General features: G+C 70.0%; 32 protein-coding genes and 3 pseudogenes. 12 read left to right on the top strand and 23 right to left on the bottom strand.

Translation table 11 applies throughout. From position 1 onward, the window contains the following. Positions 1-61: 61 nt before the first annotated feature. Complete coding sequence (locus IE242_RS36245) at positions 62-982, top strand: hypothetical protein (protein ID WP_189867146.1); 921 nt, start codon at positions 62-64, stop codon at positions 980-982. Between the two features lie 15 nt (positions 983-997). Here IE242_RS36245 and IE242_RS36240 read toward each other — a convergent pair whose 3' ends face one another. From IE242_RS36240 to IE242_RS36230, 3 genes are all read right to left on the bottom strand, one after another. After that, a complete protein-coding gene (locus IE242_RS36240) occupies positions 998-1258 on the bottom strand; it encodes a hypothetical protein (protein ID WP_189867144.1) in 261 nt (86 codons plus the stop codon). A 154-nt stretch (positions 1259-1412) separates the two neighbouring features. After that, entirely contained in the window at positions 1413-1772 is a 360-nt protein-coding gene (locus IE242_RS36235; RefSeq protein ID WP_189867141.1) for a DoxX family protein, read from the bottom strand. Positions 1773-1940: 168 nt separating this feature from the next. Beyond that, positions 1941-2435 (bottom strand): cupin domain-containing protein, encoded by a 495-nt coding sequence (locus IE242_RS36230; protein WP_189867140.1) that lies wholly within the window; start codon positions 2433-2435, stop codon positions 1941-1943. A gap of 81 nt (positions 2436-2516) precedes the next feature. Between IE242_RS36230 and IE242_RS36225 the strand changes: the two genes are divergently transcribed. Next, positions 2517-3368, top strand: a complete 852-nt coding sequence (locus tag IE242_RS36225; protein ID WP_229859947.1) for a LysR family transcriptional regulator — start codon at positions 2517-2519, stop codon at positions 3366-3368. Positions 3369-3493: 125 nt separating this feature from the next. On the opposite strand, the gene IE242_RS36220 is transcribed toward IE242_RS36225, so the two are convergent. The 9 genes and pseudogenes from IE242_RS36220 to IE242_RS36175 all read right to left on the bottom strand — a co-directional run bounded on the left by IE242_RS36220 (position 3494) and on the right by IE242_RS36175 (position 12499). Then, a complete protein-coding gene (locus IE242_RS36220; RefSeq protein ID WP_189867139.1) occupies positions 3494-3886 on the bottom strand; it encodes an SMI1/KNR4 family protein in 393 nt (130 codons plus the stop codon). Continuing rightward, on the bottom strand, positions 3852-4583 hold the full coding sequence (locus IE242_RS36215) for a transposase (protein WP_189867138.1): 732 nt from the start codon (positions 4581-4583) through the stop codon (positions 3852-3854). The genes IE242_RS36220 and IE242_RS36215 overlap by 35 nt, the downstream gene beginning before the upstream one ends. Before the next feature lie 557 nt (positions 4584-5140). Continuing rightward, positions 5141-6208 carry a PP2C family protein-serine/threonine phosphatase gene (locus tag IE242_RS36210; RefSeq protein WP_189867137.1) on the bottom strand — a complete coding sequence of 356 codons (1068 nt, stop codon included), beginning with the start codon at positions 6206-6208 and terminating at the stop codon, positions 5141-5143. A gap of 912 nt (positions 6209-7120) precedes the next feature. Further along, positions 7121-8287: pseudogene (locus IE242_RS36205) on the bottom strand (IS30 family transposase). Between the two features lie 327 nt (positions 8288-8614). Continuing rightward, complete coding sequence (locus IE242_RS36200) at positions 8615-9559, bottom strand: hypothetical protein (RefSeq protein ID WP_189867136.1); 945 nt, start codon at positions 9557-9559, stop codon at positions 8615-8617. A gap of 63 nt (positions 9560-9622) precedes the next feature. Continuing rightward, positions 9623-10861, bottom strand: coding sequence for a tetratricopeptide repeat protein (locus IE242_RS36195; protein ID WP_229859945.1), 1239 nt, complete (start codon positions 10859-10861; stop codon positions 9623-9625). 52 nt (positions 10862-10913) lie between these two features. Then, positions 10914-11225, bottom strand: a complete 312-nt coding sequence (locus IE242_RS36190) for a chaplin family protein (RefSeq protein ID WP_229859943.1) — start codon at positions 11223-11225, stop codon at positions 10914-10916. A 239-nt stretch (positions 11226-11464) separates the two neighbouring features. After that, positions 11465-12253: pseudogene (locus IE242_RS36185) on the bottom strand (Tn3 family transposase); the annotation flags it as partial. Between the two features lie 15 nt (positions 12254-12268). Beyond that, the gene (locus IE242_RS36175; protein WP_189867127.1) at positions 12269-12499 is read right to left on the bottom strand and encodes a hypothetical protein; all 231 of its coding nucleotides are present in this window, start codon (positions 12497-12499) and stop codon (positions 12269-12271) included. 16 nt (positions 12500-12515) lie between these two features. Here IE242_RS36175 and IE242_RS36170 point away from each other — a divergent pair, with 16 nt between their 5' ends. Next, positions 12516-12824: a hypothetical protein gene (locus IE242_RS36170; RefSeq protein ID WP_189867125.1), complete on the top strand. Its 309-nt coding sequence runs from the start codon at positions 12516-12518 to the stop codon at positions 12822-12824. Further along, positions 12825-13223 (top strand): PIN domain-containing protein, encoded by a 399-nt coding sequence (locus IE242_RS36165; RefSeq protein WP_189867124.1) that lies wholly within the window; start codon positions 12825-12827, stop codon positions 13221-13223. Positions 13224-13526: 303 nt separating this feature from the next. On the opposite strand, the gene IE242_RS36160 is transcribed toward IE242_RS36165, so the two are convergent. The 5 genes from IE242_RS36160 to IE242_RS36140 all read right to left on the bottom strand — a co-directional run bounded on the left by IE242_RS36160 (position 13527) and on the right by IE242_RS36140 (position 16124). Continuing rightward, positions 13527-13991, bottom strand: a complete 465-nt coding sequence (locus IE242_RS36160) for a hypothetical protein (RefSeq protein WP_189867121.1) — start codon at positions 13989-13991, stop codon at positions 13527-13529. A gap of 246 nt (positions 13992-14237) precedes the next feature. Further along, entirely contained in the window at positions 14238-14582 is a 345-nt protein-coding gene (locus IE242_RS36155; RefSeq protein WP_189867120.1) for a DUF6233 domain-containing protein, read from the bottom strand. A gap of 342 nt (positions 14583-14924) precedes the next feature. Then, positions 14925-15317, bottom strand: coding sequence for a hypothetical protein (locus IE242_RS36150; protein ID WP_189867118.1), 393 nt, complete (start codon positions 15315-15317; stop codon positions 14925-14927). Between the two features lie 138 nt (positions 15318-15455). Beyond that, positions 15456-15725 carry a hypothetical protein gene (locus IE242_RS36145; RefSeq protein WP_189867116.1) on the bottom strand — a complete coding sequence of 90 codons (270 nt, stop codon included), beginning with the start codon at positions 15723-15725 and terminating at the stop codon, positions 15456-15458. 90 nt (positions 15726-15815) lie between these two features. Further along, positions 15816-16124, bottom strand: coding sequence for a hypothetical protein (locus tag IE242_RS36140; protein WP_189867114.1), 309 nt, complete (start codon positions 16122-16124; stop codon positions 15816-15818). 287 nt (positions 16125-16411) lie between these two features. On the opposite strand from IE242_RS36140, the gene IE242_RS36135 reads away from it, so the two are divergent. From IE242_RS36135 to IE242_RS36120, 4 genes are all read left to right on the top strand, one after another. Beyond that, the gene (locus IE242_RS36135) at positions 16412-16705 is read left to right on the top strand and encodes a DUF6225 family protein (RefSeq protein ID WP_189867111.1); all 294 of its coding nucleotides are present in this window, start codon (positions 16412-16414) and stop codon (positions 16703-16705) included. Positions 16706-16822: 117 nt separating this feature from the next. Continuing rightward, a complete protein-coding gene (locus IE242_RS36130) occupies positions 16823-17332 on the top strand; it encodes a hypothetical protein (protein WP_189867110.1) in 510 nt (169 codons plus the stop codon). A gap of 112 nt (positions 17333-17444) precedes the next feature. Continuing rightward, positions 17445-18059, top strand: coding sequence for a zinc finger domain-containing protein (locus tag IE242_RS36125; protein ID WP_189867108.1), 615 nt, complete (start codon positions 17445-17447; stop codon positions 18057-18059). A 275-nt stretch (positions 18060-18334) separates the two neighbouring features. Continuing rightward, positions 18335-18643, top strand: a complete 309-nt coding sequence (locus tag IE242_RS36120; protein ID WP_189867106.1) for a hypothetical protein — start codon at positions 18335-18337, stop codon at positions 18641-18643. Between the two features lie 200 nt (positions 18644-18843). On the opposite strand, the gene IE242_RS36115 is transcribed toward IE242_RS36120, so the two are convergent. Next, the gene (locus tag IE242_RS36115) at positions 18844-19047 is read right to left on the bottom strand and encodes a hypothetical protein (RefSeq protein ID WP_189867104.1); all 204 of its coding nucleotides are present in this window, start codon (positions 19045-19047) and stop codon (positions 18844-18846) included. A 477-nt stretch (positions 19048-19524) separates the two neighbouring features. On the opposite strand from IE242_RS36115, the gene IE242_RS36110 reads away from it, so the two are divergent. Further along, a complete protein-coding gene (locus tag IE242_RS36110; protein ID WP_189867180.1) occupies positions 19525-19758 on the top strand; it encodes a DUF8825 domain-containing protein in 234 nt (77 codons plus the stop codon). Between the two features lie 549 nt (positions 19759-20307). On the opposite strand, the gene IE242_RS36105 is transcribed toward IE242_RS36110, so the two are convergent. Then, positions 20308-20565 carry a hypothetical protein gene (locus IE242_RS36105; RefSeq protein WP_189867102.1) on the bottom strand — a complete coding sequence of 86 codons (258 nt, stop codon included), beginning with the start codon at positions 20563-20565 and terminating at the stop codon, positions 20308-20310. A 256-nt stretch (positions 20566-20821) separates the two neighbouring features. On the opposite strand from IE242_RS36105, the gene IE242_RS36100 reads away from it, so the two are divergent. Both IE242_RS36100 and IE242_RS36095 read left to right on the top strand, forming a co-directional pair. Further along, a complete protein-coding gene (locus IE242_RS36100) occupies positions 20822-21217 on the top strand; it encodes a MerR family transcriptional regulator (RefSeq protein WP_189867100.1) in 396 nt (131 codons plus the stop codon). A gap of 106 nt (positions 21218-21323) precedes the next feature. Continuing rightward, the gene (locus IE242_RS36095) at positions 21324-22247 is read left to right on the top strand and encodes an NADP-dependent oxidoreductase (RefSeq protein WP_189867098.1); all 924 of its coding nucleotides are present in this window, start codon (positions 21324-21326) and stop codon (positions 22245-22247) included. On the opposite strand, the gene IE242_RS39400 is transcribed toward IE242_RS36095, so the two are convergent. The 3 genes and pseudogenes from IE242_RS39400 to IE242_RS36085 form a co-directional block, all read right to left on the bottom strand. Beyond that, the gene (locus tag IE242_RS39400; RefSeq protein ID WP_373299686.1) at positions 22211-22573 is read right to left on the bottom strand and encodes a hypothetical protein; all 363 of its coding nucleotides are present in this window, start codon (positions 22571-22573) and stop codon (positions 22211-22213) included. The two genes, IE242_RS36095 and IE242_RS39400, sit on opposite strands and share 37 nt — an antisense overlap. Before the next feature lie 37 nt (positions 22574-22610). Then, positions 22611-22808 (bottom strand): annotated as a pseudogene (locus IE242_RS39395) (transposase domain-containing protein); the annotation flags it as partial. A gap of 524 nt (positions 22809-23332) precedes the next feature. After that, positions 23333-23728: a RidA family protein gene (locus IE242_RS36085; protein WP_189867094.1), complete on the bottom strand. Its 396-nt coding sequence runs from the start codon at positions 23726-23728 to the stop codon at positions 23333-23335. Positions 23729-23858: 130 nt separating this feature from the next. Between IE242_RS36085 and IE242_RS36080 the strand changes: the two genes are divergently transcribed. Then, on the top strand, positions 23859-24839 hold the full coding sequence (locus IE242_RS36080) for a helix-turn-helix transcriptional regulator (RefSeq protein ID WP_189867092.1): 981 nt from the start codon (positions 23859-23861) through the stop codon (positions 24837-24839). A gap of 264 nt (positions 24840-25103) precedes the next feature. Here IE242_RS36080 and IE242_RS36075 read toward each other — a convergent pair. Then, the coding region (locus IE242_RS36075; RefSeq protein ID WP_189867090.1) for an MFS transporter at positions 25104-26103 on the bottom strand (1000 nt) is incomplete at its 5' end.

The following is a 26103-nucleotide window of genomic DNA, read 5'->3' as shown; positions in this document are numbered from 1 at the left end:
CGCGAGCCATCCTCGGAAGGGAGGTCTTGACGTCCTGCCCGGGGTGAGGGGAGGGCCGGGGATGCCGGACAAGCGCCCTCGCGGCTACCAGCCCGGCTGGCGCCCGCGGCCGGCGACACGGGAGCTACTGGCCGCGGTCGACCTGGTGCTGGCCCGCTTCGCCGGCCAGCTGCCGCTCACCATCCGGCAGTGCTGGTACGCCCTGGTGTCCGACGGCGTCCTGGCCAAGGAGGAACGCACCTACAAACGGCTGGTCGAAGTCCTCGGCATGGCGCGGCGCTCCGGCCGCATCCCGTGGCAGGCCCTGCGCGACGACACCGAGATCAGTGTGGTGCCGGTCGCCTACGACGGCCCGGTGCACTTTCACGGCACGCTGCTCGCTGCCGCTCGCGACTTCCGGCTGGATCGGCAGGCCGGGCAGCCGGTGAGCCTGGAGGTGTGGTCGGAGACGGCGGGGATGGTGCCACAGCTGACGGCCGTCACCGACCCCTACGGCGTGCCGGTCTACTCCGGCTCGGGCTTCAACAGCCTGCCCGGCAAACGCGGGGCCGCACTGCGCGCCGCCACCGGCGGACACCGCGCGGTGCGCATCCTGGTGGTGTCCGACTGGGATCCAAGCGGAGTCCACCTCTTCTCCGCGCTCGCCGAGGACGTCACCGCCTTCGCGGCCGTCGACGTCCCCGACACCCGGATCGGCTTCGAGCGCCTGGCCGTCACCGAACAGCAGATCGCCGACCACCAGCTGCCCACCGCCCCGGCGAAGCCCACCGACCGCCGCTCGTTCGCCGGCACCTCCACCACCCAGGCCGAAGCACTCCCGCCCGACGTCATCACCCATGTGCTGCGCACCGCGATCGAGGCACACCGCGACCTGGACGTCCTGGCCGCCGTCCTTGAGCGCGAGGAAGAACAGCGGCGCGAGATCATCGAGCGCCTTCAAGCGCTGGGCGGTTCTTCGCACGGGCACAGCACAGAGCCCTGACCGCATCCCGTACTGCTACGGCGTGCCCTGGGTCAGCTGGCTGGCGGTGTTCTCGATCCACCGCAGCGTCCACTCCACTCCGGCCTGCCAGCCGGGTTCCGCGCTGTCGTACCGGCCTTCCGCGTCGGCCCGGATGTCGGCCGCGAGGGTACGCAGGTCCCTCTGCAGGCCCTGCCGCCGGGCGGTGTCCATGGCCTGGCGCATCTCGTCCGTGATCTCTATGGGGTACTTGTCGCTCCCCGGCCCACCTTGACGATCACCCCCGCCGGTGGCCATACCGCGAGGTGGCTTTGTTCACGAGCTGCGACGGCAGATGTACGCCTCACCGAGCAGCGCGTAGATGACGGCATGTTCGAGGTTCATAAGAAATGACAGCGGCGGTGGGGCGGCTGGCCCTGGATTCGCATCCTCCGGTCGAGGATGTGCTCGATCACAGCCCGGTGGCCAGCCAGATGGTCACGGCCGCGGTGGCGATGAGCCCGACGTTGAGTGCGATCCGGCGGTCTTCGCCGGTCAGGTGGACGGCGATCGCACCGGTCTGCAGGAGGACGAAACCGATGGCTGCGGCCGGCGCCAGCGAGGGTGCGATGCCGGTCAGCGGCGGCAGGATCAGGCCGGTCGCGCCGAGTGTCTCGACCGTCCCCAGCGCCCTGAGGGCGGGCAAGGGGATGCGGTCGACCCAGGCCATCATCGGTCGGAGCTGATCGCGGCTGCGGATCACCTTCAGCGTGCCTGCGTAGAAGTAGAAGAGGGCGAGCAGTCCCGCGACGATCCAATAGGCGATGTTCATGGTTTCCGTTCATGGTCCACCGGTTCGCGGAGCCCCGTCGATTGCGTCGATTGCCAGGGAAGCCCCCGGAGAAGGCCCGTCCGTCGTCCGAGGGGAGGGACGTGGGCGGGAGTGCCACGGCCCCGCCGGTCGAAAGGAGGGCGGCCGGGCCGATCCCTCCCGTCGACTTCAGGCGAGGTCGGTGGCGGGCTCGGTCGCGTAGCGGCTCATCGCGTCGAGATTGGCCTGCGGCGTCAGCGGCCGGCCGTCAGCGAGTACCTCCTGAAGGTCTCGGAAGTACTGCACGTACAGGTCAGGGGTGAAGGTGCTGAGCATGACGGCGGGTTGGTCGGTCAGGTTGGCGAAAGTGTGAGGGGTACCGGGCGGAACCATCACGAGCGTGCCCGTGGTGGCGTCGTGGTCCTCGTCCCCGACGGTGAACCGCACGGTGCCGGAGAGGATGTAGAAGCCCTCGTCGTGTTGGCCGTGGCGGTGCTGCGGCGGTCCCTGGGTGTGCGGGGCGAGGACGGACTCGGCGATCGCGAGGCGGTGCCCGGTGTGGCTGCCGTCCTCCAGAACGCGCATGCGGGTGGTGCCCAGAACGATCGTCTCACCGCCGCCGGGACCCACCACCGATACGGCGGGGTCGGTCTGCGACTCGCTGGTCTTTGCTGCTTCGGTCATGCTCACCAGTGCACCGCCGGGGTTCTGCCCGTGTCCAAGACCCATTCCGCAGCACCGATACCCCATGGGTATCATTGCGGCGTGGAGCTACGGACCTTGCGCTACTTCGTGACGGTCGCCGAGGAACTCCACTTCGGCCGGGCCGCCACCCGACTGCACATGAGCCAGCCGCCGCTGAGCCGGGCGATCAAGCGGTTGGAGACGGATGTCGGGGCCCTGCTGTTCGTCCGCTCGCCTGCTGGTGTCACGCTCACGCCGGTGGGCACAGTCCTGCTCGACGAGGCGCGGGCCCTGCTCGACCATGCCGACCGCGTCCGTGTCCGCGTGAGCGCCGCGGCCGGCGTCGCGACCATCACCGTCGGCATCCTGGGCGACGGTACCGACCCGGGAGTGTCCAGGCTGGCCGCCGCCTACCGCCGAAGCCACCCCGGCATCGACATCCGCATCCGCGACACCGATCTGACCGACCCCACGTGCGGACTGCGCACCGGACTGGTCGACGTCGCCTTGACTCGGGCGCCGTTCGACGACACCGCCCTGACGGTGCGTGGGCTGCGGACCGATCCGGTCGGGGCGGTCCTGCGCGCCGACGATCCGCTGGCCCGCCGCGACCGGCTGCGGCTGGCCGACCTGAGCGACCGCCGCTGGTTCCAGTTCCCAGAGGGCACCGACCCCGTCTGGCAGTCGTACTGGAACGGCGGCAGGCCGCGCGAGGGCCCCGTGGTGCGCGCCGTCCAGGAATGCCTGCAGGCCGTGCTGTGGAACGGCACGGTCGGCCTCGCCCCGCTCGGGCACGACCTGCCCGCAGAGCTGGCCGTGGTGCCGCTGATCGACATGGCGCCGAGCCGAGTGGTGGCGGTGTGGAACGAAGGCAATACCAACCCGTTGATCCGATCCTTCATCGAGATCGCGACAGCCGCGTACCGCCACTGAGCACCACCCACCGGTGCTGCCGCAGCTCGTGAACCATTCGAACACTGCGGCCCTCGGGACTGCCGCCCGAAGCGGTGAACATCTGCCGCCCCTTCTCGGATCAGGCACACATTTCGTGAGGGCGATCAAGGTTCGGGCTCGTCCCACTTCCAGCCGCTCTGGGGGAATTCCTCAAGGAAGGACGCGAGCGAAGACGCCTGGTGGATGGCGGATGACCAGTCCGGTGCGGATACGTCGAGCAGAACCAGAGGCGGCGGGTCTTGCCGGAAGTCATAGGTGAGCAGTTCGCGGCTCCCGTCCCCGCCAATGACGAGGCTCCCGGGGAATCGTTCCTGGAACTGGCCGGCCTTATTGACCTCGATAAGCTCCGCGATCTCATCGATCATTAGGAAGTCGTCGGCCGGAAGGACGAACTGGCTCATGCTGCCCTGTGTGATCAGAAAGTGCCGGTAGTCCTGGGGAAGCCGGACCCCGAAGTGCTGCTCAGCCTGCGTGATCCGATCCTCGTTCGAGCTCATGACGCTGTTCTATCAAGGCGGCGTCCTGCCGAGCAGCACGGCCCTGGGCAGCGGTGAGGAGCACACGCTTACGGAGGAGGGGGAGTTTCGCCCGCCCGAACATCTGCCTCTTGATCATCTTGATGTGGTTGACGCGGCCTTCGACGGGTCCGGAGTTCCAGCGGGTGGTCAGTCCCTTCAGCACGGCGTCCCAGTCTTTCTCCAGCCCGTGCGCGAAGGTATGGAGTGCGGGGAGGTCCTCGGCCTGGGCAGCGCTGACCCAGTCCTTGAGGTGCTGGCCGGAGCGGGTGGTGAGAATTTCGACGAAGCCCCGGACGAGTTGTTCGGCCGCGGCCAGTTCGGGGCAGCGACTGAGGATGCCAGCGAATTGCTCCCGGTCCGCGTTCCGCAGACGGTCTAGGTGCCGCATCATCCAACCGGTCACCTGGCGGACGCCCGGCGGCGCCGGGCCGACGACGCGAATGCGCTGACGCCAGCGGGGCCGCAGGTAGTGGCTGACGATCTGGTAACTGCCCTGATAGCCGAGTTCCTTGAGCTCGGCGTGCAGGCGGATGGCGTTGGTGTGGCCCTCTGCCCAGCGCCGGTCCAGGTGTGGCTTGAAGGGGTCGAGTTGACTGGGCCGGGGCTGGTGACGGCCGTTGAGCATCTGCTCGGGTTTTTGAGCGCGTGCGGCCCGGCGGACGGTGTTGCCGCCCATGTGCAGTTCCCGGGCGATCTCCCGGATGCCGTGTCCTTGGTCAAGGAGAGAGTGGACAATCGCGTGGCGTTCTCGCAGTCGCGCCTCGATGGGCGACCTGCCAGCCCGACACCGCAGCGACGTCCGCCCACACCCTGCCGTTCACACCGGGCCCCGGCATCGCCCTACCTCTGATTCCTGCGCAGCCCGCGCCACAGGTCAGGAAAGCAGCAGCGACACCCACCATCCCGGCACCCGCACCGACACGCGAGCAGGACGCCGGCGCCCCAGCGCAGAGCACCGGCCTGCCTGGTCAACTGATCGCCCTCCAGCAGACCGCCAACCGCGAACGCAGCAAGCTCGAGCAGCTGACCGACAATGCGGAGCGCCAGCGGCAGCGTGCCGTGTGGTTCGAGGCGGCGTTCGCCGTGCAGAGCGCCATCACCCAGTACGCGTGCACGAACCGTTTCAACCGCCACGACGTCGAGCAACGACTGCGGCAGGTCGCCCGCAGCTGACACGGGTAACAGCTCGCTGTCGACCGCCCGACCCCCTCCGCGCTGTCGAGGGAGAGGGGGTCAGGAGAAGCGGGCTGCGAGCAGTACGGCGTCGTCGTGTCGGACGTCTTGTATGAGGGCGTTCATCGCTACGTCGACCAGGTCTTCCAGAGGCGGCGACGCTGTTTCTGCGGCCTTCTGCGCGCGTGACAGGCTTGTCGTCAGACGCTCGAAGCCTTCCCAGATGTCTTCGCCCGGTGCCGAGACCAGGCCGTCGGTGAGCAGGAAGAGTGTCGTGCCGGGGTGCACGTCGTAGGTGACGGTCTCGCAGGCGTCCGCCGCGAGACCGATCGGCAGTCCCGTCGGTACGTCGAGCACAGTGCAGGTGCCGTCGGCCTCCAGCAGCACGGGCGGAGTGTGGCCGGCGCTGGAGAGAGCGACAGTGCCTGCCTGGGCGTCGTAGAGGGCGCAGAGACAGGTGGCGAGCTGGTCCCCGGCCAGGCGGTGGGCCTGTTCGCTGAGCCGGTTCAGGGCGTCATGAGGCGGAAGGCCGAGGTGGACCAGCGTGTTGAGGGTTCCGCGCAGTTGGGCCATCAGGGACAGGGAGAGCGCCGACGACCCCATCACGTCCCCGGCGGCCAGGGCGAGCTTGCCGCCCTCAAGAGGAGCGACGTCGAACCAGTCCCCGCCCGACCGATCGTCCTCGGTGGCTGTCAGATAGCGAGCCGCCATCTCAACGCCCTCGAAGACCGGCAGCACGCCCGACGGCAGAAGGGCTCGCAGGAGCGCGCGGGTCTCCGTCTCCCGGCCTCCCCCGGACCGTCCCTCCGGGCCTGGTCGCCCGTCGCTCTCCTGCGCGGCGCGCAGCCAGACCTCGTACAGCACCTTCAGATCCTCTTCGGGCCGGCCGCCTGGTGCCTGGGAGGACAGAACCTCCACCAGCGCGTCGACGACCTTCCACTTGGGCAGCCGCCGGCTGCAGAAGGCGTCGTGAATGGTGCTGCGCGAGATGCCGGCACCACTCAGTGTCCGGGCGACCTCGGTGAGGCTCGGGAGCCCGGCGAGCAGATGCAGCCGGTGCAGCGCGGTGTTGAGTTCTCCGTGCGCTCCCGCAAGATCAGGTCGGCGAAGTCGTCCGGCACGCCCCACGTCTGCAGCCCCCCCGGCGTCCAGAACCGTCCAATACCGTCCGAGAATCATGCCATCGCGTACGACGTTGGTGAGGGCTGTCCGAAGACATCGAAAGCTTGCGGCACCGCGTCCAGCACCACGGGGCCGTCAGCGAGGGTCTTCATCACGGCGAACACCACGTGAGAGGGACGGCGATGACGACACAACGCTCCAAGACGGCAGGTGCGACATGGAAGCGGCTCGCCCGCACGGTGCTGTTCGCGCTGGTGCGCGGAGCAGCGACAGCGGCCGGCACAGCGGCCTTCGGCGCGGTTGTGTGGTGGCTGAGCGACAGATGATTAGGATTCTTGAAGCGTTCTCACCTCGTCCGATCGATCTGTGGTCGGGGTGAAGGCGAGGAGGCTCGGGTTGGCGCTGGCAGCCGTACGCGACCTGCGTGAGTTCCGTGATCCGGTCTCGGCGGAGGAACTGAAGCAGTTCGAGAGCGATGTGCTCGCCGGGTTCGTCCTCGCGCGGGCTTCGGCGGGGCTGGCGGACCGCGCCATCCGCGGGGACGTCGGGCACTTGGACCAGATGCGGGCCTGGTTCGGCCGGCCGCTGTGGGATATGGAGCCGGTCGACTCAGGGGTGGGCTTGATCCGCGCGCCTGGCAACGCGCCGCCCGCCCGCGAGGCACGACGAGAACCCGCCCGGGCGACAGGACCGGGCGGAGGCGGTCACGCGCGGCCGGACTCCGGCCCTTCGGCCGTGTCCGGCCGCGCGGTGTCTCCTGGTATCACCGCGTACCGCACCGCGTCCCGCCACTGCCCGTCGCGGAATCCCACGGCGCGCATCACGCCTTCGCGGGTGAACCCGGCCTTAGTGTTCGGCCTCGTCAGTCGCTCCCGCACCTGTGCGAGCACTGCCAGCGTCAAGCTAGCGGTGGCGAGCTCAAGCGGTCAGCGCATCACCGCTGTTCAGCAGGTCAGCGTAGACCTCTGCCGGAGTGCGATAACCATGGGTCCTGCGCGGACGATGGTTGAGCTCGTGGGCGATGGCGTCCAGGTCGGCTTGGCTGAAGGTGTGGAGGTTCGCGCCCTTGGGCAGGTACTGCCGCAGCAACCGGTTGGTGTTCTCGTTGGTGCCGCGCTGCCACGGGCTGCGCGGCTTGCACAGGTAGATCGGCATCCCGGTCTCGGCGGTGATGGCCTGGTGCTCGGCCATCTCCCGGCCCCGGTCTCAGGTGAGCGTTCGCCGTAGCTGGGGCGGGATGCCGAGGAGACTCCTGGTGAGGTGCGGAGTGACCTGCTCAGCCTTGATGCCGTCGGGCAGCGCGACGATGGCCGTGTAGCGGCTGGTGCGCTCGACGAGCGTGGCGACGGCCGAGGGCCGGGTGCCCATCACGAGGTCGCCCTCCCAGTGGCCGGGAACCTTGCGATCCTCGACCTCGGCGGGGCGGGCGGTGATGGACACCATGCCGCGGATGATGCCCCGCCCGGTGGGCCGGCGGGCGACCTTCGGACGGCGCATGGGCCTGCCTGACCGCAGCCGCCGGGTGAGGCTGCGGTCGATCGCCTGGCGCCGGCGAGGGTCGTAGAGCGAAAGGTAGATCGCCTCGTGCGAGATCCGCATGGCGGCGTCCCCGGAAAACTGCCGTCGCAGCCATCCTGCAATCTGCTCGGGTGACCAGCACAGAGCCAGCTTGGCCTCCACCAGGGCGCGGAGAGCGGGCCGCTGGGCGAGCTTGGCCTGCTTGGGCCGGCGCCCGCGTTCGTAGGCGGCTGCATCGGCCGTGGCGGCTCGGTAGCGGTCCCGGCCGCCGTTGCGGGCGATCTCCCGGGAGACGGTCGAAGGGGACCGGCCCAGCAGTTTGGCCAACTGTCGGGCCGATTCCCCGGCGGCGATGCCGCGGGATATCTCCTCGCGCTCGCTGCCGCTCAGATGCCGCTCTGACCGCGTCTGCGGGGCGAGACGGACACCGCCGCTCTGGTACAGGAAGCGACGGGCGTGCTGCATCGGTGCCCCGAGTGCCCGCCCGATCAAGCTGAACGACTGCCCCTCGCGCCAACGTCTCCAGATCTCGTCCTGCTGAGCCGGCGAAAACCCGTAGCCACGCACCTGTGCCTCCACGACCACATGATCATCCGCGGGTGGTGCGTTGATCACTTGAGGGTGCCATCCTGCGGCGACAGGCGGCAGGCCGAGCACGTACGCGCGGGCGGAAGTCTGCGGCTCGGCTCGGCTGAGGTGTCCCGTGGTCCGGTCCATGTCCTGGTCGAACATCGTCCGTCAGTGCACAGGATCTGCGTGGTGGCCTGCGGCCATCGCAAGGTCTCTCCGGAAGTCCGTACAACCCCGGTGGTCACGCGAGGGCTGCACCTGCCGCCAGCCGGGCCCGTCGCGCGCGTACGGGAGTCTCGATCGGCGAGTTGTTGTCGGTGCGGGTTACGGCTGCGGGTGTCCGCCAGCTGGCGTGTGGAGGGTGTCGAGGAGGTGTTTGTGGTGGGGGCCGGCGTGCTGGTGGAAGATGCCGGTGGTCAGGTCGGGGCGGTCGGTTGGGGGGCCGGGCAGTGCGGCTGGTGTGGGGTGGGGGTGTCCCAGCGCGGCTGTCAGGCGGCTGAGGGCGGCCTGCCGGGCCTGGGTGGTGCCGCCGTAGTCGGGGCCGGCGAGTTCTTCGCAGGTGAGGGTAGTGACGGCCGGGTGGTGGCGCAGCCAGGCAGTATGGCGGGCCGCGGTGTTGCCGGGGAAGTAGGGATCGCTCAGGGCGTGGGTGAGGCGGGCGTCCATGGTGGGCAGGGACGTGAGGATGTCCCGGTAGACGAGGTGGGTGGAGATGGTGCCCACGCGTCCGTCCTGGCGGCACAGGCGCTGGATCAGGCTGGTGATCCGGTCGCCGGGGTTGCGCTCGAGGTGGACGACGGCTGGGTGGCCGGTCGCGTGCCAGTGGCGCAGCAGGCCGGAGTCGGCGCGGGTGAGGTCGAGTGCGTTGATGTACCAGGCGTTGCGGCCGGGGAGCAGGCTGATCAGGCGGGTGTCATCGAGGCGGGTCAGGCGTTCTTCGACGGCTGCGTCGAGGGGGGTGTGGGCGGTGACGGGCTGGCCCAGGCGTTGCCACCACACCCGCCACAGGGTCAGGAGCGCATCGCCCCAGGCTTCTTGCAGGGCGGCGGGGTCGCGGGTGTCGTGGTGGTAGTCGTGCAGGAGCCGGGTGGCTTCGTCTTCGCCGTAGGCGGCTTGAAGGAGGGGGTAGACCTCGCCGGGGCGGGCGGGGGTTGAGGGTTCGGCGAGTGAGTTCAGTGTGCCGCGGGGGGTGTACCCCAGTGCGGTGAGGGCCGGGTGCAGCAGCTCGATGCCGCTGCCGGGCAGGTAGACGACGACCAGCTGCTGCATGAGGGGGAGAGTCTTCCGGGTAGAGGCGGCCCGGTCAGGGGCCCGGGCCGCCAAGGCCGATGGTCACGGTGCGGGAACCGCAGGGAAAGCCGTGGCCGGGCGGGGGGTGAGGAGGAGGTCCTCGTAGCGGTGGTGGGTGCGCCGGGTGAGGCGGTCCTCCAGCAGGGCCGCGGCTCGCTCGCCCTGTCCGGTCTCGGCCAGGGCGCGGGCGAGGGTGTCGTGGACGATCTCCCGTTCCACCCGCACACCTCCCAGACCTTCCAGGGCATCCCCCAGCGGTTCCAGTAGCGTCACCGCCTGTCCGGGCGCTCCGGCGCACACGTACGCCAGGGCCCGCGCCACGGGCGCCACCACCTCGCGGAACGCCTCGCGCTCATCGCCTTCGGCGGTGGCCGCGAGACGTTGCAGATCTTCCACCGCGCTTTCGCAGGCCAGGGCGAGGGCCAGGTTGAAGGTGTGCAGGGTGTCGGCCATCGCTTCCGGTGCGGCCAGCAGTTCCCGCACGTGATCCGGCTCGGACAGGCGGGCCGGGCTCTGTCCGGCCAGCAGCAGCCGCCAGTTCGCTGCCGCGCGCATGCCCACGTCCGACCGCTTCAGGACCTCATCGGCACGCCGGCGCGCCTCGACGAAGTCACCGCAGGCGATCGACTGAAGCGCGGCATGCCAGTTCAGGTGCCGCAGCTGCACCGCCTCAGGGTTTTCCGCCAGCCACCCGTCCACCCGGGCCACCGACTCCGCCCCCGCCCCCAGGTCGTGATCGGCGTGCGCGCGGGCGTGGACCGCCACACCCGAGCGGGGAAACAGACCCAGGGCGTGCTCGGACAGCGCGATGGCCTCCTGCGGCCGGCACTGCTCCGCACGCACCCACGACAGCCACGACGCCCACGCCCACGACTGTGGGCCCATGAACTGGTATTGCTGTTCGGTCAGCGCCTCCCCCGCCCGTTGCAGAGCGGGGTCAGCGCTGGCGTGGAAGACGCCCAGCATCAGACCGGCCACCTCGTCACCGGGGTAGTCGGCGAAATGCCGCAGCAAGTGCTCCGCGGCCAGGCGGTGCTGGCGCAGCGAGGTGAGGAAGAGGCCGTAGACGAGACTGGCCGCACGTCCGTTCTCCGCCTTCGCGGCCTTGAACGCGCCAGCCATTTGAGCCTTCAGCTCCTCGTCCCCCAGCTCCTCACCCCCCAGCCCGTCCGCTTCCACGCACGCCAGCAGCGCCCGCGGCACACCGGCATCCGGATGGCCGGCGACCCACTCCCGCAGCAGCGGAAGGTGACGGCCGTTCAGCGCCGCGAACTCCAGCATCGCCTCACTTGGCAGTACAACCGCATCCATCACCCCGACACCCATACTCCTATCACCCGCCGCAGCCGGCGCAGACGATGCCGCTGTTCCCGCACTGGTTGCGCTGGAGGTTCAGCGGCAGCTGCGTCACGTTGCCCGAGGCCGCGCCGGCAGACGCCGTGGTCGCGCCGCGTGACTGTGCAGCCCCCACGTTCGTGCAGCTGTTACCGAACGCGGCATTGCCGATCCCGATGATGTTCGCGTGCGCCGCACCGGCCGGCACCAGCGCCACACCCGCCGCAGCACCCACCACAGCCCCCACCGCGGCAACCCGCGCTCCCGTCCGGCCGACAGCAACCCGCTTGTCCGACATACCGATCTCCATGCGCTTCCTCCTGTTGCGTGCATGTTTAACCCGCCTGGAGCACACTCGGCGGACTGGTGATATCACCAACGACCCGCCGCGGCCAAAGCCACGCTCGAATATCAATGCGCCGCCGGGACACCCGGTCAGGAAGACCGCAGCGGTCACAGGTGTCTGCCCGGCGGTCCACGAACCCGCACCGGACCCACCAGCCATGGCCGTATCCGAGCGCCAGGACGTACCGCTGCTGGACCGGCCGTTCAACGGCCGTCATAGCCGTCGTCCTCGTCCAGCTCCGGCGCGTCCGGGTCACGCAGCGGGCGCAGGGCGCCGACGGCCGGGATGCTGGCGGTGAAGCTGTAACGGCCGAGCAGGTTCAGGTTGCGGTGCTTGAGCGGGGAGACGCGGGCGACGTCTTCGTCCAGGACATCGTGCTCGCGCTCCTCGGCGGGCAGAGCCCGCAACTCCTCGACTGCGGCGTCGAGATAGCGGGTCGTCCACAGTAAGGCGGCATTCAGCACGAGACCGAGCGCGCCGAGCTGGTCCTCCTGGCCCGTCTTGTACGCCTGCATGATCTGCCCGCGCTTGCCGTGGCAGATGTCCCGGGCGAGCTTGTGGCGGGACTCCTGCACGGTGAGCTGCCGGTAGGTGTCGTCGACCGGGTCGACCACCCGGAGCAGGTGCAGGGTCTTGGCGATCCGTCCGTACTCGGCGAACGCGGTGCCCAGCGGGGTGGGACGTCCCTCGCGGCCGAACATCCGCAGCAGATCATAGGCGCGGACCTGCCCGGTGACCAGGGAACCGACCACCCGGAGCATGTCCGGCCATTGCGTGATCACCTTGTTCAGATTCACCTTGTTGCAGGCCAGCGGCTCCAGCGGCCCGTACCCACCGGTCTCCACCCCGGGCAGCTCCGCCCGTCAAAACCTCTGGTCGGCCAGGTCGCGGAAACGGGGCGAGAAATTGTAGCCGAGCAGGGGGAAAAGGACAAGCACGGCATCACCGACAGCGAACGTGTCAGATCGTCGCTGTTCGACCGGATGCGGGCCAGCCTGCCCGAGGAATCACCGGGGCAGGACAACCTGTACTGGCTGTACTACAACATCTACCAGCACGAACCCGATGATCTGCCGGCCCTGCTGCCCGAGGTGTGGCTGCACTGGGACCACCAGACGATCTACCAACGCCGCGAACGCGCGCAACAGCACATCCGCATGGACTTCCTGCTGCTGATGCCCGCCTACAGGCGCATCGTCCTGGAGGTCGACGGAAGCCAGCACTTCACCGACAACCACGGCAAGACACCCCAGCATGCGCAAGTACGCCGCCACCATGGTCGCGGAGCGCGACCTGAAGCTCATGGGCTACCACGTCTACCGCTTCGGCCATGACGAGCTCGAGCACCTGGAGCGCGCGCGTCCGCTGCTGAATGGGAAAGATGCCTGCCTGACGACCGCAGGCGGAACTGGCTCCCGTCCGGTGGATGGCGATCCACTGAGGGCTTCCGCGGTGGCCGACTCCCCAGCCGAGGGAGAGGTCGTCTCGGGCGAGGAGGCCGAGGCGAAGGCCCGTGGCCTGCTGGAGCGCCTCGGTGCCGGCCAGGATCCGGCGGCCGCGTAAGTGGCGCCGATCGCCGTGGTCCTGGACCACACCACCGCCACCGCCCTGTACGACCCCAAGGACCCGCACAACGAGGCGGTAGCCGCCTTCTACGTGCAGGCCTCGGGCGGCCTGGGCACCCTCTACGCCCCCGTCCTATCGCTCACCGCCGGCGACACCGAACGGCCCGGCCTGCTCGCCTACATCAACGGCCTGCGCTTCATCCGCCTCGGGCCCTTCGACACCGCGGCCGCCCTCACCGCCACCGAACTGCTCCGCGCCGGGCACTCATGGGCGACCGTGCAAGCCGTCCACGCCGCCCAGCCCTCCGCCGACTTCCCCGGCGGCCGCTACCTGCTGACCCTGACGCCCGGGGTGTACGAGGGGACCGGCGTGAGGGCCGTCCACCCCGACCACTAGACGCGGCTGAGGCCCGTCCCGCCGCCTGCCCCGGCCGTTACGGGTACCTGTCGCGCTGTCGCGTCCGCGCCGCACTCGCGCGTTTTGGCCCCGCAGGCCTGTACTGAAGCCGTGAGCGGCCACCCTGGCGGCTCAGGGCTGCCTGTGTGCGACAGCGGCCGCCAGGCCTGCCCGGTGGGTCCGCAGCGCCCCTGGCCGCGGGTGGTGCGGAAGCCGATCGGAACGGCGCCGCCGGAGCTGCTGCCGGGGGGACGCTGAACGCCATGCGCAGGGGGATGGTGTCCTCACCTGGATGACACGCGGCTAATCCGTCTCGACGGGCAGGAACGCCCAGGCATTCTGGAGGTCGGAGTTGGAAGGCGCCAGGTCGAGCTCAGGCGGGAAGATCTTCTTCGGCGACACCACCACCTGCAGCTCCTTGTCGAGAACACGGATGAAGTAGGGGGGCGGAAACGGCGACTGCGGAGCTGGCTCGATCGTCCACTCACGGGTGGGGAAATCACTCAACGGCCCCAGGATCACCCTCTCGCCTGCCTCCGGCTCCTTGTAACTCAGGGAACGAGAGGGGAAGAGGCGGGCGGGAATCTGGATGGCGGCGAGGGTGCCGTCTTCGCGGACCTCCACGGAAAACTCTTGCTCTCGTTCCGGCGCAGCCCCCGGAGCCGTAACGGTCACACCATTTTCCGAGGCCGTGAGAACCCGCGCCTCGGGGCCGTTTGCGCCGGGCCAGCTGACGATGCGATAGACGCCAGATCTCAAGGTTGCCATGGTGCGACTCCTTCGCTTGGTGATCGCCGCGCCCAGCGGCTGACTCCGGTCGACAGCCTCCTGCGGCGACGAGTGGGCCGGACCGCAGATCGGCCGGACAACCGGGCAACGCTGCACAAGCCCTGAAGACGCGCCACGAGACGGCAAACCACCTGAACGCGGGAAAACCCCAAGGAGACAGGCCCTTCTAGGGCGCGACCCAGGACGTGATCTGAACGGGCAGGCATACGCCGGCCGCCCATCGCGCTACTCCAGGACGCCCAGCTCGGTGTCCGGGCGGCAGTGCGGGCAGGCCTCCACACCCTCCGCCAGTGCCCGCACCGCCACATCCCGTGTCACGCCTTTCGCGCGCTTGCCCGCCATGTGGCAGCCGCCCGCGTGCACGTACACCGCCGACGCCCGCCCACCGCCCAGGCTCCGCTCCACAGTCCACTCCGGCGCCGCCGGCCGCGCCGCCACACCCCGCTCCCGCTCCGCCACCCGCCGCTCCTCCGCCGCCTTCCACCGGCGCACCTGCGCCAGCTGCTGCTCGGCGACGCGTTCGGCGAAGGCCAGCAGCTCGAGACGGGACGGCGGACGGGAATCGGTCATGTATTCGATTTTATGGGGTCGGGGTTCCCTCTCTGGCTGAGGGTCGGACTGCCCCGGGGCCCGTGCCGGAACCTCTTCGGCATGGGCCCCGGGGTAGCGCCTGTGGGAAGCGCGGCGCCGCTGCACGGCGCGAGCCCGGCCGTATGACCGCTCTGCGCTGTCTGCGGTCGGCGCGGAGCGGTCCCAGGGATGCAGGGGTGGGCGAGGAGGAACGCCCGGCGATGCCCCGTCAGTACCTCATTAGAGACCGACAGAACCGACGGTGCCGGTGCCTGTCTTGGGTGAGGTACCGAGGTCCTGCCAGCGATGACGGCATGGGTTTTCGTCTGCGGAGTCCGCAACCTACTCTTCGCCGCACGTGCTGGAGCTGGGGTCGCAGCTTTCGTCCGGCTCGATCAGGTTGCCCGCACAGTCGGTCACGGCAGCGAGCGCCTCCAGGTAGGTGTCAGGGCCCACCACCGTGATCGCGTCCTCGTCCGGCATGGAAGTGAAGTAGGTGCCGCCGAGGTAGTCGACGACGGCCCAGTTGCTGGTGTGAGCCTTGTCCATGTGCTGCCGGCTGGCCTGGCCGCTGTCCGGGCGGGCGGCGGCCGGGGAGAGCAGTGGGGTGGCGGGTCCGCTGAGGGTGGAGGTCTGCTGGCTCTTGTTGGTGTCCGCGCTGGCGGCACCGGCGACGGCCAGGACAGTGGTGGTGGCCAGCAGCACAGTGGCCAGAGCGGTCGGGTACGGGGGCATGGGCGACTTCCTTGGTTCGTCCGGGGTGCGGTGCTTGCTCCGTGTCCTCGGTCGAACCGACATTGCGGAGCAGGGCATGAATGTCGGCGGGGCCGGTGGCGGGAGGAGGTGCCCGCCGCCGGCCCCGCCGGGCCGGGGTCAGAGGCCGGCGGCGACGCTGGGGAGGCCGGGGGCTTCGATGTAGTCGATGACGGACCAGTTGGTGGTGTGGCGCTTGATCATGGCCTGCTGGCTGCTCTGGTGGTTGTCGCCGGGGCCGGTGCCGGGGGACAGGACGGGGGCGGTGGGGCCGCTGATGTTGGAGGTCTGCTGGCTTTTGTTGGTGTCGGCCGCGGCGGTGCCGGCGGCGGCCGCTGCAAGGGCGCCGACGAGGGCCAGCAGGGCGGTGGGGCGCAGGAGCGCGTGCATGGGCGTGCCTTTCGAAAAAAGGGACGGTGGGATGGGGCGGGTGGCGCCTGCGTGCGGCCGAAGCCGCGCCGGACACGGACGCCGGAGAGGTCAGGGCAGCAGGCCGGCGGCCGTCTCGGCCTTGGCGTAGTCGACGAGGGCGGTGTTGGCGGTGCCGTGTTTCACCATGTCCTGGCCGGTGACCTGGGCGTTGCGGCAGCCGCCGACGTGCGCGCCGGGCGAGAGCAGCACCATGTTGCAGAGCATGGTGGTCTTCTGGGTGCCGGTGTTGGTGTCGGCGGCCGCCATCCCGGCCCCGGCCATCAGGGCGGTGCCGGTCAGGGCGGCGGTCAGCGCGGTGGCCGGGCCGAGCGGGACCAGATGGCGTTTCCAGTGCGCGGGGAGGTTGTAGCGCCTCATGGGCTTCCTCATGTTTCTCGGCCCCGCGAAATCGGGGCGGCCGGGACGGACGGCCAGGCGCCCCGCGCACGGTTCATCACATCTCCGTGTCGTCGGATGAACACCTGACGCCCCGGCCAACGACCGCACCGACCCGGGGGACACGGAACCGGAAGACGCACCACGAGGCCACCTTGTTGACGCACGCGTCCGTTTGCGCCGGGGTTCTCGGCCGGCGCCGGATTCACCCCACCGTGTGCGCCGCGCGCTTCCCCGACATGCGGCTCGCGGGGTGGAACGCTCGCCTCATGGTCTACCGCTATGAGCACGCCGCTCACGCGCTGACGGTGGGGGCGCTCCGTCTCCTTCTGGCCGGGCTGGAGGACTCCACGCCGATCGAGGTCATCGTCCCCGTCGGCCCCACCACCGAGTGCGGTACCGGCGACGGGTCTCCGCTCATCCTGACCGGCGGGTCGGGCGACTCGACGGTCGTCCTCGGCACGGGGCGGCCGGTGCTGCCCCTGGACGCCGATGTCCCGCCCGGCAGGTACCGGCGCCTCGACGACGGGCGTCGCGTGCCCGACTACAGCACGGCCGAGTAGCCGTTCCCGGTCGTGGCCACGGCTTGCCTGCGGCCGGGGGCGGCCGGAAACCTGGTGGATGCCGGTCGGGCCAGTCCGCGGGCGTGCGGTATCCGGCCGCCAGGGGAGGCGGTCGTCGTGCGGCAGCGTTGCCAGGGGCCCGGGTGCGCCGAGCTGCTGCCCGAGGCCGGCGTCCGCGGCGGGCGTCCGCGGCGGTACTGCTCGGAGCGCTGCCGGTCGAGCAGCCGGCGGTTCCTCGCGCTCCTCGACCGGTGCCTGGCCCGCCGGGGCGCGCGGCTGGAGACCATGGCGGAGGAACGGCACCTGCTGCGGTCGGCGGCGTACACGGTGGCGAACGAGGCCCGGGGCCTGGCGGCCGTGCTCGACGCCGAGGCGGGTCGGCCCGGCTGGGAACAGCCCGCGTGGTGGGACCGGGCCCGGCCGGAGCTGGGTCGTCCCGGCGCCCCGTATACCCGTGCGGCGCTGGAGCTGCTGGAGGCCGCGCACCTGGCGGTGGCGGCCGCGGTGGCCGCGGACCGGGCGCCGGGTGACGGCTGGGCGGAGATCGGGGCGGCCCTGGGCGTCAGCGAGGACACCGCAGCACGCCGCTACCGCCGGGCCGCGGACACACCGCCCCCAGACCGGTAACCCGCCCCGTAGGCCCCGTCACGCTCTCCGCCCCGGACATAGCGCCTCCACCGGTACGGTCATCGTCACGGCATCGCGTACAGCACGCACCACAGGGCTGAGGGGACGGTCGATGGGTACGGAGAACGGGCCGCAGAACACGTGGGGCGAGTGGCGCAGGCACCTGCGCTCCGGGTCCGAGCAGCAGCTCGTGCGCGACTGGTTCCGGCGCCTCGAATGCCCCACGTGCAAGACGGCCGCAGGACGCGCCTGCCGCACCGCGGGCGGCCGCCCCACCGACCAACACCGGGCCCGCCGCGACGCCGCTGGCCCGATCCCGTACAAGGAATGGCGGCAGCAGGGCCTCATACCGGAGCAGCGGACGTACACGATGCCAGCCGTGCTCAAGGAGACGGAGAAGGCGCGCGCCGACTTCAACGTGGACACCGCCCTGGCCGATGGCGTGGCGGTCGTCCGTATGTTCCTCGCCGACCGGCTCGGGCTGTTCCTCCAGGGCGAGGAAGCGATGGACCGCATCGACGACGCCGTAAGGAAACTGATCGAAGTCCGCGGCCCAGTGGGGACGGCCGACCTGGTCACCGTCCTCGCCAGTCTCGTCACCGCGCTGCTGTCCGCGAACGCCGGACCCGACGGCGATCCGGACGCCCTGTTCGAGGCCGTGATCCGTGCGCAGGTAGACATGGCCCGCAGGATGCGCACCACCGAGAGGAAGCGTGCCGACAACTGACCGAAAGCGACGTCAAGCGCCAACGGGAGGAGAGACCAGGGCAGGCAGCCCTCCGAAAGGGGAGCGGCCCAAGATCTCAGGGTTTACACGCACACCAGTGCGGTTTCGCAGCTCAGAAACTCCGGGCATCGCACCCCAGTGCGTGTAGGCCCTGGAACGAAGCCGCTGCGGGGTCGGCGGTTGCCCTCCGGCTGGCGCCGGGCTGGACGATGACCAAGTGGTGCGCGGATGAACTCAACCTGTGGCAATCTAGGTTCCGTTGGGGGGATCAACTGATGACCGAATACGTGTGCACGGAGTGCCCTTTCCAGGCTGACGGTCTCGAAGATCTACAGCGGCACTCACAGGAGACGGGCCACGTCGGCATCTGCAAAAGCGAGGCCGCGCCAACTGGAGGAAAGCGCACCAAGCGTCTGGCGGCAGCTCTGGGCGTGACCTCTACCGCCCTCGGAGCCTCCATCGGCGCATGCATCTACCTGTACGCCAAGTTGCGGGACGCAGAGACCGAGCTCGCCTATCTGAAGTCACCCAGTGGCGCAGGCCGCAACCTCAAGAACCAGGACAGGCGTCGCGATAGGGAGTGAGCTGGGTGCGGGCGAGGCCTGCGCCGTCGATCGTCGACTTTCCGAGAGGCATCCGGCAACCATGAGGCGTCCTGCTGGTATGAGCACACGCCGGGCACAACCGCTCCGCCTGTCTCCTCATTGGCCGGAAGGAGCGGGGGCGGCAGCGGGCCCGACTTGGTCCGTGGCCGCGGGCTGGTTGCGAAGGATGTCCCCGCCGATCAGCAGTGACCGGGTGACGTGAGCGTATCCCCGCTGCCGATGGCGTTGGCAGCGGTGGAGGCCAGTACGTCCAACGCCTTGCCCACGGCGCTGTCCCAGCCCTCCCCGTACGCGGTGCCGTGAGCGTCCGGGGCGCAGCCGTTCAGTTCCTCCACCCAGCAGTGCGCCCCGGCGACGGCGCCGGGCCTTGAGCGCGCAGACAAATTCGTCCGCCTCATCCGGCTCCAGCCCGGCGGCCGCGAGGACCGCGTGGACCCGCGTCCGGGCGTTGACCGCCATGCTCTGGAAGTCGCCCATCCGCTGACGCAGGTCAGCGCTGGCCTCCTGCTTCCCGCGCCCTGTTCGCGTGCGGTCATCACGCCGTTCCTTCCGTGGCTGCCCACTCCAGCCCGAGGCCGGCCAACGCGGCGAGCTTGCCGACGGTCAGCTTCGCCCGGCGGCGGCCAGGCCGCGCAGCACAGTGTTGCTCATGTGCCGGTGATAGCGGCCGCACCCGAGGGTGCGGAGAGCGGACCGATGCGCGTCACCCGTGGGAGCGCAATCGTCGTACCGGCGGAGGGATCGCCAGCCCGTCCCGTGTCCCTGCCCGTGATGCGACAGGCCCCCGACCGCGGCTGGTCAGCACCTCCGGCGGAATATCCGAGATGACAAAGAAATCGAACAAGCGATCTAATGCAGGTATGCACGCCACCGACTTCCCCGACGACCTGATACAGACCCAGCACGCCTGGACCGCCACCTACACCGCGCTCGCGGTGCGGCCGGATGACACCGCGGCCCTGCGTCGGCGTCTGCTGCGCCTGTCGGTACGCCTGTGGTGGCACCCGTACTGGAGGACCGTCCCGGCGGTGCCGGCGGCGCGCACCGAGCTGCGGCAGCTGGCCCGCGAGCGGGAAGCGGCCAGGGAAGCCTGACCAGCGCGCCGATCGTCGTGCACTGGCCCTCCCGCACGGGCGGGCGGAGAGTCACCGCGCACCATCATGGCCGTGACGAGATCCTCGGCACCGTGTACAGAGCGACCACGACCTGGTGGTGTTTCTCGAAGGCGCTGGCATCAGCGATCCCGCGGGCGTCCTGGACGATCCGCAGTGGGTCGAATGGCGCGGTGGTCACGCCCACGCGTGGAGCGCTGCCTGATGCTGCGCCGGGCGGCAGCAGCGTCGTCCGCAGGCGGCCTACTCGGCAGGGGTCCGGGCGGGGCCGGGGTCGTGTTGGTCCCGTCGCAGTTCCGGCAGTTCCGCTCGTCGGGCGCCCGGCACCTCCCCTGCAGCGCCGGATTACCGGTGCTGCGTGAGGACCGGATATACGGTCGTCCGCGCCCGGTGGTGGCTCCCTCCTGCCCTGGCCTGCCCCTTCGGCCGGGCCGGGGGTGTCGTGTCCAGGCGCGGCCCCGGAAACGACGGTGGAGACGACGTGGGGAACGACAGGGCGAACGACACGCGCCTGTCGTGCGGCGCGGGGTGTCAGCGGCCGCCGGCTCGGCCGTCGTCTTCGTTGTCGGCGCGTTCGGGCAGTACGCCGGTGCCGTCGCAGGCCGGGCAGTCGGCGGTGTACTCGCGGCCGTCCGGGTCGCGGACGGTGACCTGGCCGCCCTGGCAGTTCGTGCACTGGGGCATCAGGCGCTCCCGTTCCGCGAGCAGCCGCTGGGTCAGGTTGAGCAGCCGTGTATAGCGGCCGTCAGCCCGCAGCGCCGGAATCCACTTCGGGTCCACCCATCCCATGGCCATCTCCTCGCGCTGGGTCGGCCGGGCCTGCCGACGTCCATCGTCTCCCCGGCCGTCGGCGCCTGCGCTGGTGTCGCCGAACTTCCGTGCGCGGCGGCCTGTCGGCGTACCGAGAAAAGTGCTCAGGCGTGTACGGACGAACGTGCTCAGTCGTGGGACCGGGAGGACAACCCTGCGGCCGTGGGGGTGTCCGCGAGCGTCCATGGCTCGACGGCGGTCTGGACCTGGGGCAGGCGGGCGTAGGCTCTCAGGGATGCGGATAGGCGAGTTGTCCAAGCGCACGGGCGTGAGTCCGCGCTCACTGCGGTACTACGAAGAGCAGGGCCTGCTGACCAGCTCACGCTCTGACGCGGGGCAGCGTCACTATTCCGATGCTGCGGTCCAGCGCGTGTCACTCATCCGACAGCTGTTCGACGCGGGTATGTCCAGCAGGGTGATCGCGACTGTGCTGCCGTGTGTGGACGTCCCGGGTGACCTGGGCGTCGCCGAGGAGACGTTCACGGCGATGATGCGCGAGCGCGACCGGATCGACGCCGAGATCGCGCACCTGATCGAGACCCGGGATGCACTCGACGTGCTGATCAGGGCCAACAGCCGACACCGGGCGGAGCTGTCCACGGCCCCGGAACCGGTGGCGCAGTCGGCCTGATGCTGTGATCTGCATCTCAGCCGGTTGCCCCTCACATCAATGTCAGAGGTGAGGATGGCGGCAACGCCCGGAATCACCGGGTCGGTCATACGAGAGGCGGCGGAAGATGGGGCAGGCGTGGGGTTTCGGCAGGTATGGCGGGCCCGAGGTGCAGGAGTTCTTCGACCGTCCCGACCCCGTCCCCGGTCGCGGTGAGGTGCTGATCCGGGTCGACGTCGCCGGCGTGAATCCCCTCGACCACCTTCTGCGCTCGGGTCTGGTCGACGGGCTCGACGGGGGGCGTCCGTTTCCCCGCGTGCTGGGCATGGAGGCAGCCGGAACCGTTCTCGCCCGGGGCGAGGACGTCAACGGGCTCGAGGTGGGTGACGCGGTCTTCGGCTTCGCACTCACCGGTGGCGGCACCTACACCGAGACGACGGTGCTGTCCGCGCCGAACACCGCGCGCATCCCGGAGGGTCTGTCCGCGACCGTGGCGGCAACGCTGCCAGTAGCCGGGACGACCGCGGTGGACGTGCTCGACCAGCTCGGCCTCCCGGCCGGTGCCACGGTCCTGGTCAACGGAGTCGGGGGCGGGGTCGGCCTCGCCGTCGCCCGGCTGGCTGTCGGGCGCGAGCTGCGTGTGATCGGCACCGGGAGTACCGCCAAACGCGAGCACGCCGAGGCCATCGGGGTGCGGTTCATCGACTACACCGCCGAGGACGTCGCCGCCACGGCACGCGAGCTGGTTCCGGACGGCTTCGACGGGATCGTCGACCTGGCCGGAGGCACCTCGCTGCGGACGGTCGCTCCGCTGGCCCAGGATCCCCGCAACGTCATAGCTGTGGGTGATATGTCTGTGCCCGATCTCGGTGGGCGTTTCGTCGAGCGTCGCGTCGACCGCGAGAACCTGGAGCGGTCGGCCCGGCTGGCCCTCGACGGACTCCTCGCACCCGTAATCACCGCGGTCCATCTGCTTTCCGACGCCCCGGCCGCCCTCGCCACCGTCGAGAACGGTCACACCTCGGGCAAGGTTGTCATCAAGGTGGCATGAGAAGTGCCCGGCCCTCTGACGCTGTCGACCGTCCATTGCGGACTGACGAGAACCCGTGGTCGGCGCATCATCAACTGAGCCCGGTTCACGTGTACGCCGACAGTCCGGCCCGCGGCTGTTGCCCGGGCAGCCGAGGCGGACTCATTGGCCGCAGTGTCGGCAACGTCCCAGCAGATGCCGTCCACCGCCAGCAGCCGCAGACCCCGCCAGAACGCCCCCGGCGTCTCCTCGGTGACCAGTGGTCTGGCAGTCGTGGTGAACAGCACCCGCAACGGCTCCGGCCCCAGCCGGTGTCGGGCCCGAAACAGCGACGACCTCGCCGGGATGCGCCAGTCGCCCAGCAGCCCGCGCCGGGCCCCGCAGGCCCTTAACCAGGTGCCGCATGACCTTGAGATACGGAGCCGGGGAGAACAGGGCCGGTCCGAGCACGAAGTAGACCACCAGCCGGGCCGGCAGCAGGCGTTTTCGTCGCTCCGCCCGGCTGCAGGCGGCCACCACCCGGTCCACCAGCCCCGGCGGATATACCCAGGTCAGCAGCCCCAGGCCCGATAACTCGGACACACTCGCAGACACCCGCACCACCCCCCGCGGCCACTGCCAAGCAGCCTACGCCCGCCGGTTGAAACAACAGCATTGCCTTTAGCCGATGTAATCGACGGAAGGCGGAACATGAAGCGTCCCCGAATCGGTTCCCCGTTCGTGGAACGCTTCGTGTTCCGGTTCGCCTTTTCGGGTGGCTGGCAGTGGTGTTTCAGAGCCGCCAGATCCGCTCTGAGCGGTCTCACCGCACGCCGCACCACAGCAGCTTCGCCAGCCCCCGCGTCTTCGCTAATGGGACCAGAACGGTATTCGCTCCGCCGCTGTCCCGGGTGCGCTGGAGCGGCTGAGCAGGATGCAGGCAACCTGCAAGAGGTCGCCCAGGACCCACGATCCAGTATCGGAGCAGCCGCCTGGGTCCTGTGGCTTTGTATCTCAGTGCGGGAGTCGTTTCGAGGTAACTGTGGTCGCCGCCCCTGCTGCTCGTGCCGGTGGAACCGGCACGAGCAGCAGGGGCCTTCGCGGACACGGCGCACGTCGCTGTCGCATCACGCGACGGCGGTCCCCTCGAGCTCGACCATGAGGGTGGGGATCGCCAGTCGCGTCACCCCGAGCATCGTGGAGGTCGGCGTCACCCCGGCGGCGCCCAACCGCGCCGCCAGCACGCCGTAGTGCTGGAGGAGCAGATCGACGTCGGTCGTGTAGACGTTGAGCCGGACCAGGTCCGCGAGAGACATGCCGGCTTCGCCGAGCACGGCCTCGAGGTTGTCGAGGCTCAGCGCCAACTGCGCCGCCATGTCACCGTCGTGCTGGGGTTTGCCCTCGCCGCTCATCGCGGTCTGCCCCGAGATGTACAGGGTCCGTGTGTGCCCGGAGACGACCTCCCCCTGGTTGAAGCCCATGTCCGTCGACCACGTCACCGGGTTGACCGCCGTTCGTTCCATTGCCACATCAGCTCGATTCGTTGGAGGGCATACGCCTGTGGGCTCGGTAGCCGCCGGCCCCGGCGTCGTGTGCACGAGCCTCACAGCAATACGTGACACCCTTGGTCATGTATTGCCTTACGGTTCTCGTGTGCGCGCCGACAGGTTGGTCTCACTGGTACTACTGCTGCGCCAGCGCGGTCGGCTGACCGCGGATACGCTGGCCCGCGAGCTGGAAGTGTCCACCCGCACCGTGCTGCGCGACATCGAGGCGCTGTCCGCGGCCGGTGTCCCGGTCTACGCCGAACGCGGCCGGCACGGCGGGTTCGCGTTGTTGCCCGGTTTCCGGACCGAGCTCACCGGACTGAACCACGACGAGGCCCTTGCCCTGCTGGCCGCCGGATCGGGGCGCGGCGAGCAGGTGTTCGGCCTCGGCCCGGCGCTCGCTTCAGCCCTGCGGAAGGTGGTCGACGCGCTGCCTGAAAGCCACCGGGCCGCCGCGAGCGATGCGGCCCAGCGATTCCTCGTCGACCCGCAGGCCGACCTGCTCTCACGCCGGCTGGTCACTGAGGAGGTACCCGACACCATAATGATCGAGGTCCGGCGCGCGGTACTCGCCGGGCGCAAGCTGCGGATCCACTACGCGGCCGCAGGCCAGACTCCACGGTGGCGCACGGTGGACCCGATCGGCCTGGTCACCGTACGCGACCGGGGCTACTTGCTGGCGACGAGATCCGGCGCGGACCGTACGTACCGGCTGTCGCGGGTGCTGGCCGCCGAGGAACTCCCCGTAATGGCACAGCGGCCGAACCGGGTCGATCTGGACCGGATCTGGAGGGAACGCTCCGCGCAGTTCCTCTCCGACGGCGACCACATCACCGTGCTGGTACGGGTGAACCCGGCGCGGCGGGAGGGCCTGCTGGACACCGCGCTGGCCGTCCGCGCAGAGGACCCTGACGCGGACGGCTGGCTCCGGCTGGAGGTGACCTACCAGGATCCACGACACGCCGAATGGGCGCTGTGGCAGCTCGGCATGGACGCAGAAGCCCTGGCCCCGCAGTCGTTGCGCACCTCCCTGCGCACCCGCGCCACCGCCATCGCCACCCGCTACGCAGACTCATACCGGGAGTGAGGAGCCATCTGCCGTCTTCGACCGGCTGGTCGGTCGAGGCCGCGTGCCGGCGGAGGAGATGCGACGGCTCATCGAGGCCGCCTTGCGGCAGATGTGTGACGGGTTCGACGTCAGCGGCATGCCGCTGACACTCCGGGCTGTCGTGACGGCCGATCCCGGTCGGCGTCCTGAGGAACCCAGGAACAGTCATCGGCGCTGAAGAATCCAGCGAGACTCGACTGTCGGACTTCGGTGGGTGATCGGATCGGCCGTGGAACGAATGCTCTACTCGGCGTGCTCGACTGCGGCTTTCGGGAGTGCGAGCATCACGAGTGCCGTGATGAGGTAGAGCGCGGCTGAGACGATCAGGACGATGCCGAGCGCGTGACCGTAGTCGGGCAGCGCCGGTGCTCCGCCGACGGCCGAACCGGTGACGGAGGTGAAGAAGACCGTGCCGAGCACGGCGATGCCGACGGCGCCGCCGATCTGGTTGACGGTGGACAGCACTCCGCCCGCGGCGCCCGCGTTGCGCCCGGGCACGCCGGCGAGGACGACGTTGACGAGGATGGGCGCGGCGAGCCCGAGGCCGAGGCCGCCGATGAAGAGGGCCAGGGCGAGGAGCCAGTATCCGGGCTCGTTGCCGTCCTTGACGACGGACCACAGGACGAGCTGAGAGGCCGCGATGGTCAGCGAGCCGGTGACCAGGAGCTTCCTGCCTGCCTTGGCGGCGAGAGCGACGCCGAGCCCGGAGGTGATGACCGAGCCGAGCGCGTACGGAAGGATCACCAGGCCGGTCTCCCACGCGGTCCGGCCGGTCCCGTTCTGGAGGTAGACCGAGAGGGTGAGAAAGTACGACCCGAGGCCGCCGAAGAACAGCACCGAAGCGCTCAGGCCGACGGTGAAGGCGCGGATCCTCAGCAGGGCGGGGTCGAAGACGGGTTCGCCTCCGCGTCCGGTGAGGCGGCGCTCGTGGGCGAGGAAGATCGCGAGCACGACGATCCCGGCCGCCAGGAGGGCGTAGCTGCCCCAGGTCCACCCCCAGGCCCCGGTCTGGATGATCGGCAGCAGCAGGAGAAGGATGCCCGTGGCCGCGAGGAGCGCGCCCGGCAGGTCCAGCCGCGCGGTCGAGGCGGAGCGGGACTCCGGCAGCACCTTCGCGCCGATGACGAGCGCCAGGATCGAGACGGGCACGTTGACCCAGAAGATCGTGCGCCAGCCCGGACCGAACAGGTCGGCGTCGACGAGCAGCCCGCCCAGCAGCGGGCCGGCGACCGAGGCGAGGCCC

Origin of the sequence: Streptomyces poonensis, from assembly GCF_014650915.1 — a bacterium.
In the GTDB taxonomy this organism is placed as follows: domain Bacteria; phylum Actinomycetota; class Actinomycetes; order Streptomycetales; family Streptomycetaceae; genus Streptomyces; species Streptomyces poonensis.
Note: the sequence above shows the minus strand (reverse complement) of the source record. Positions and strands in the feature narration are given on the sequence as shown.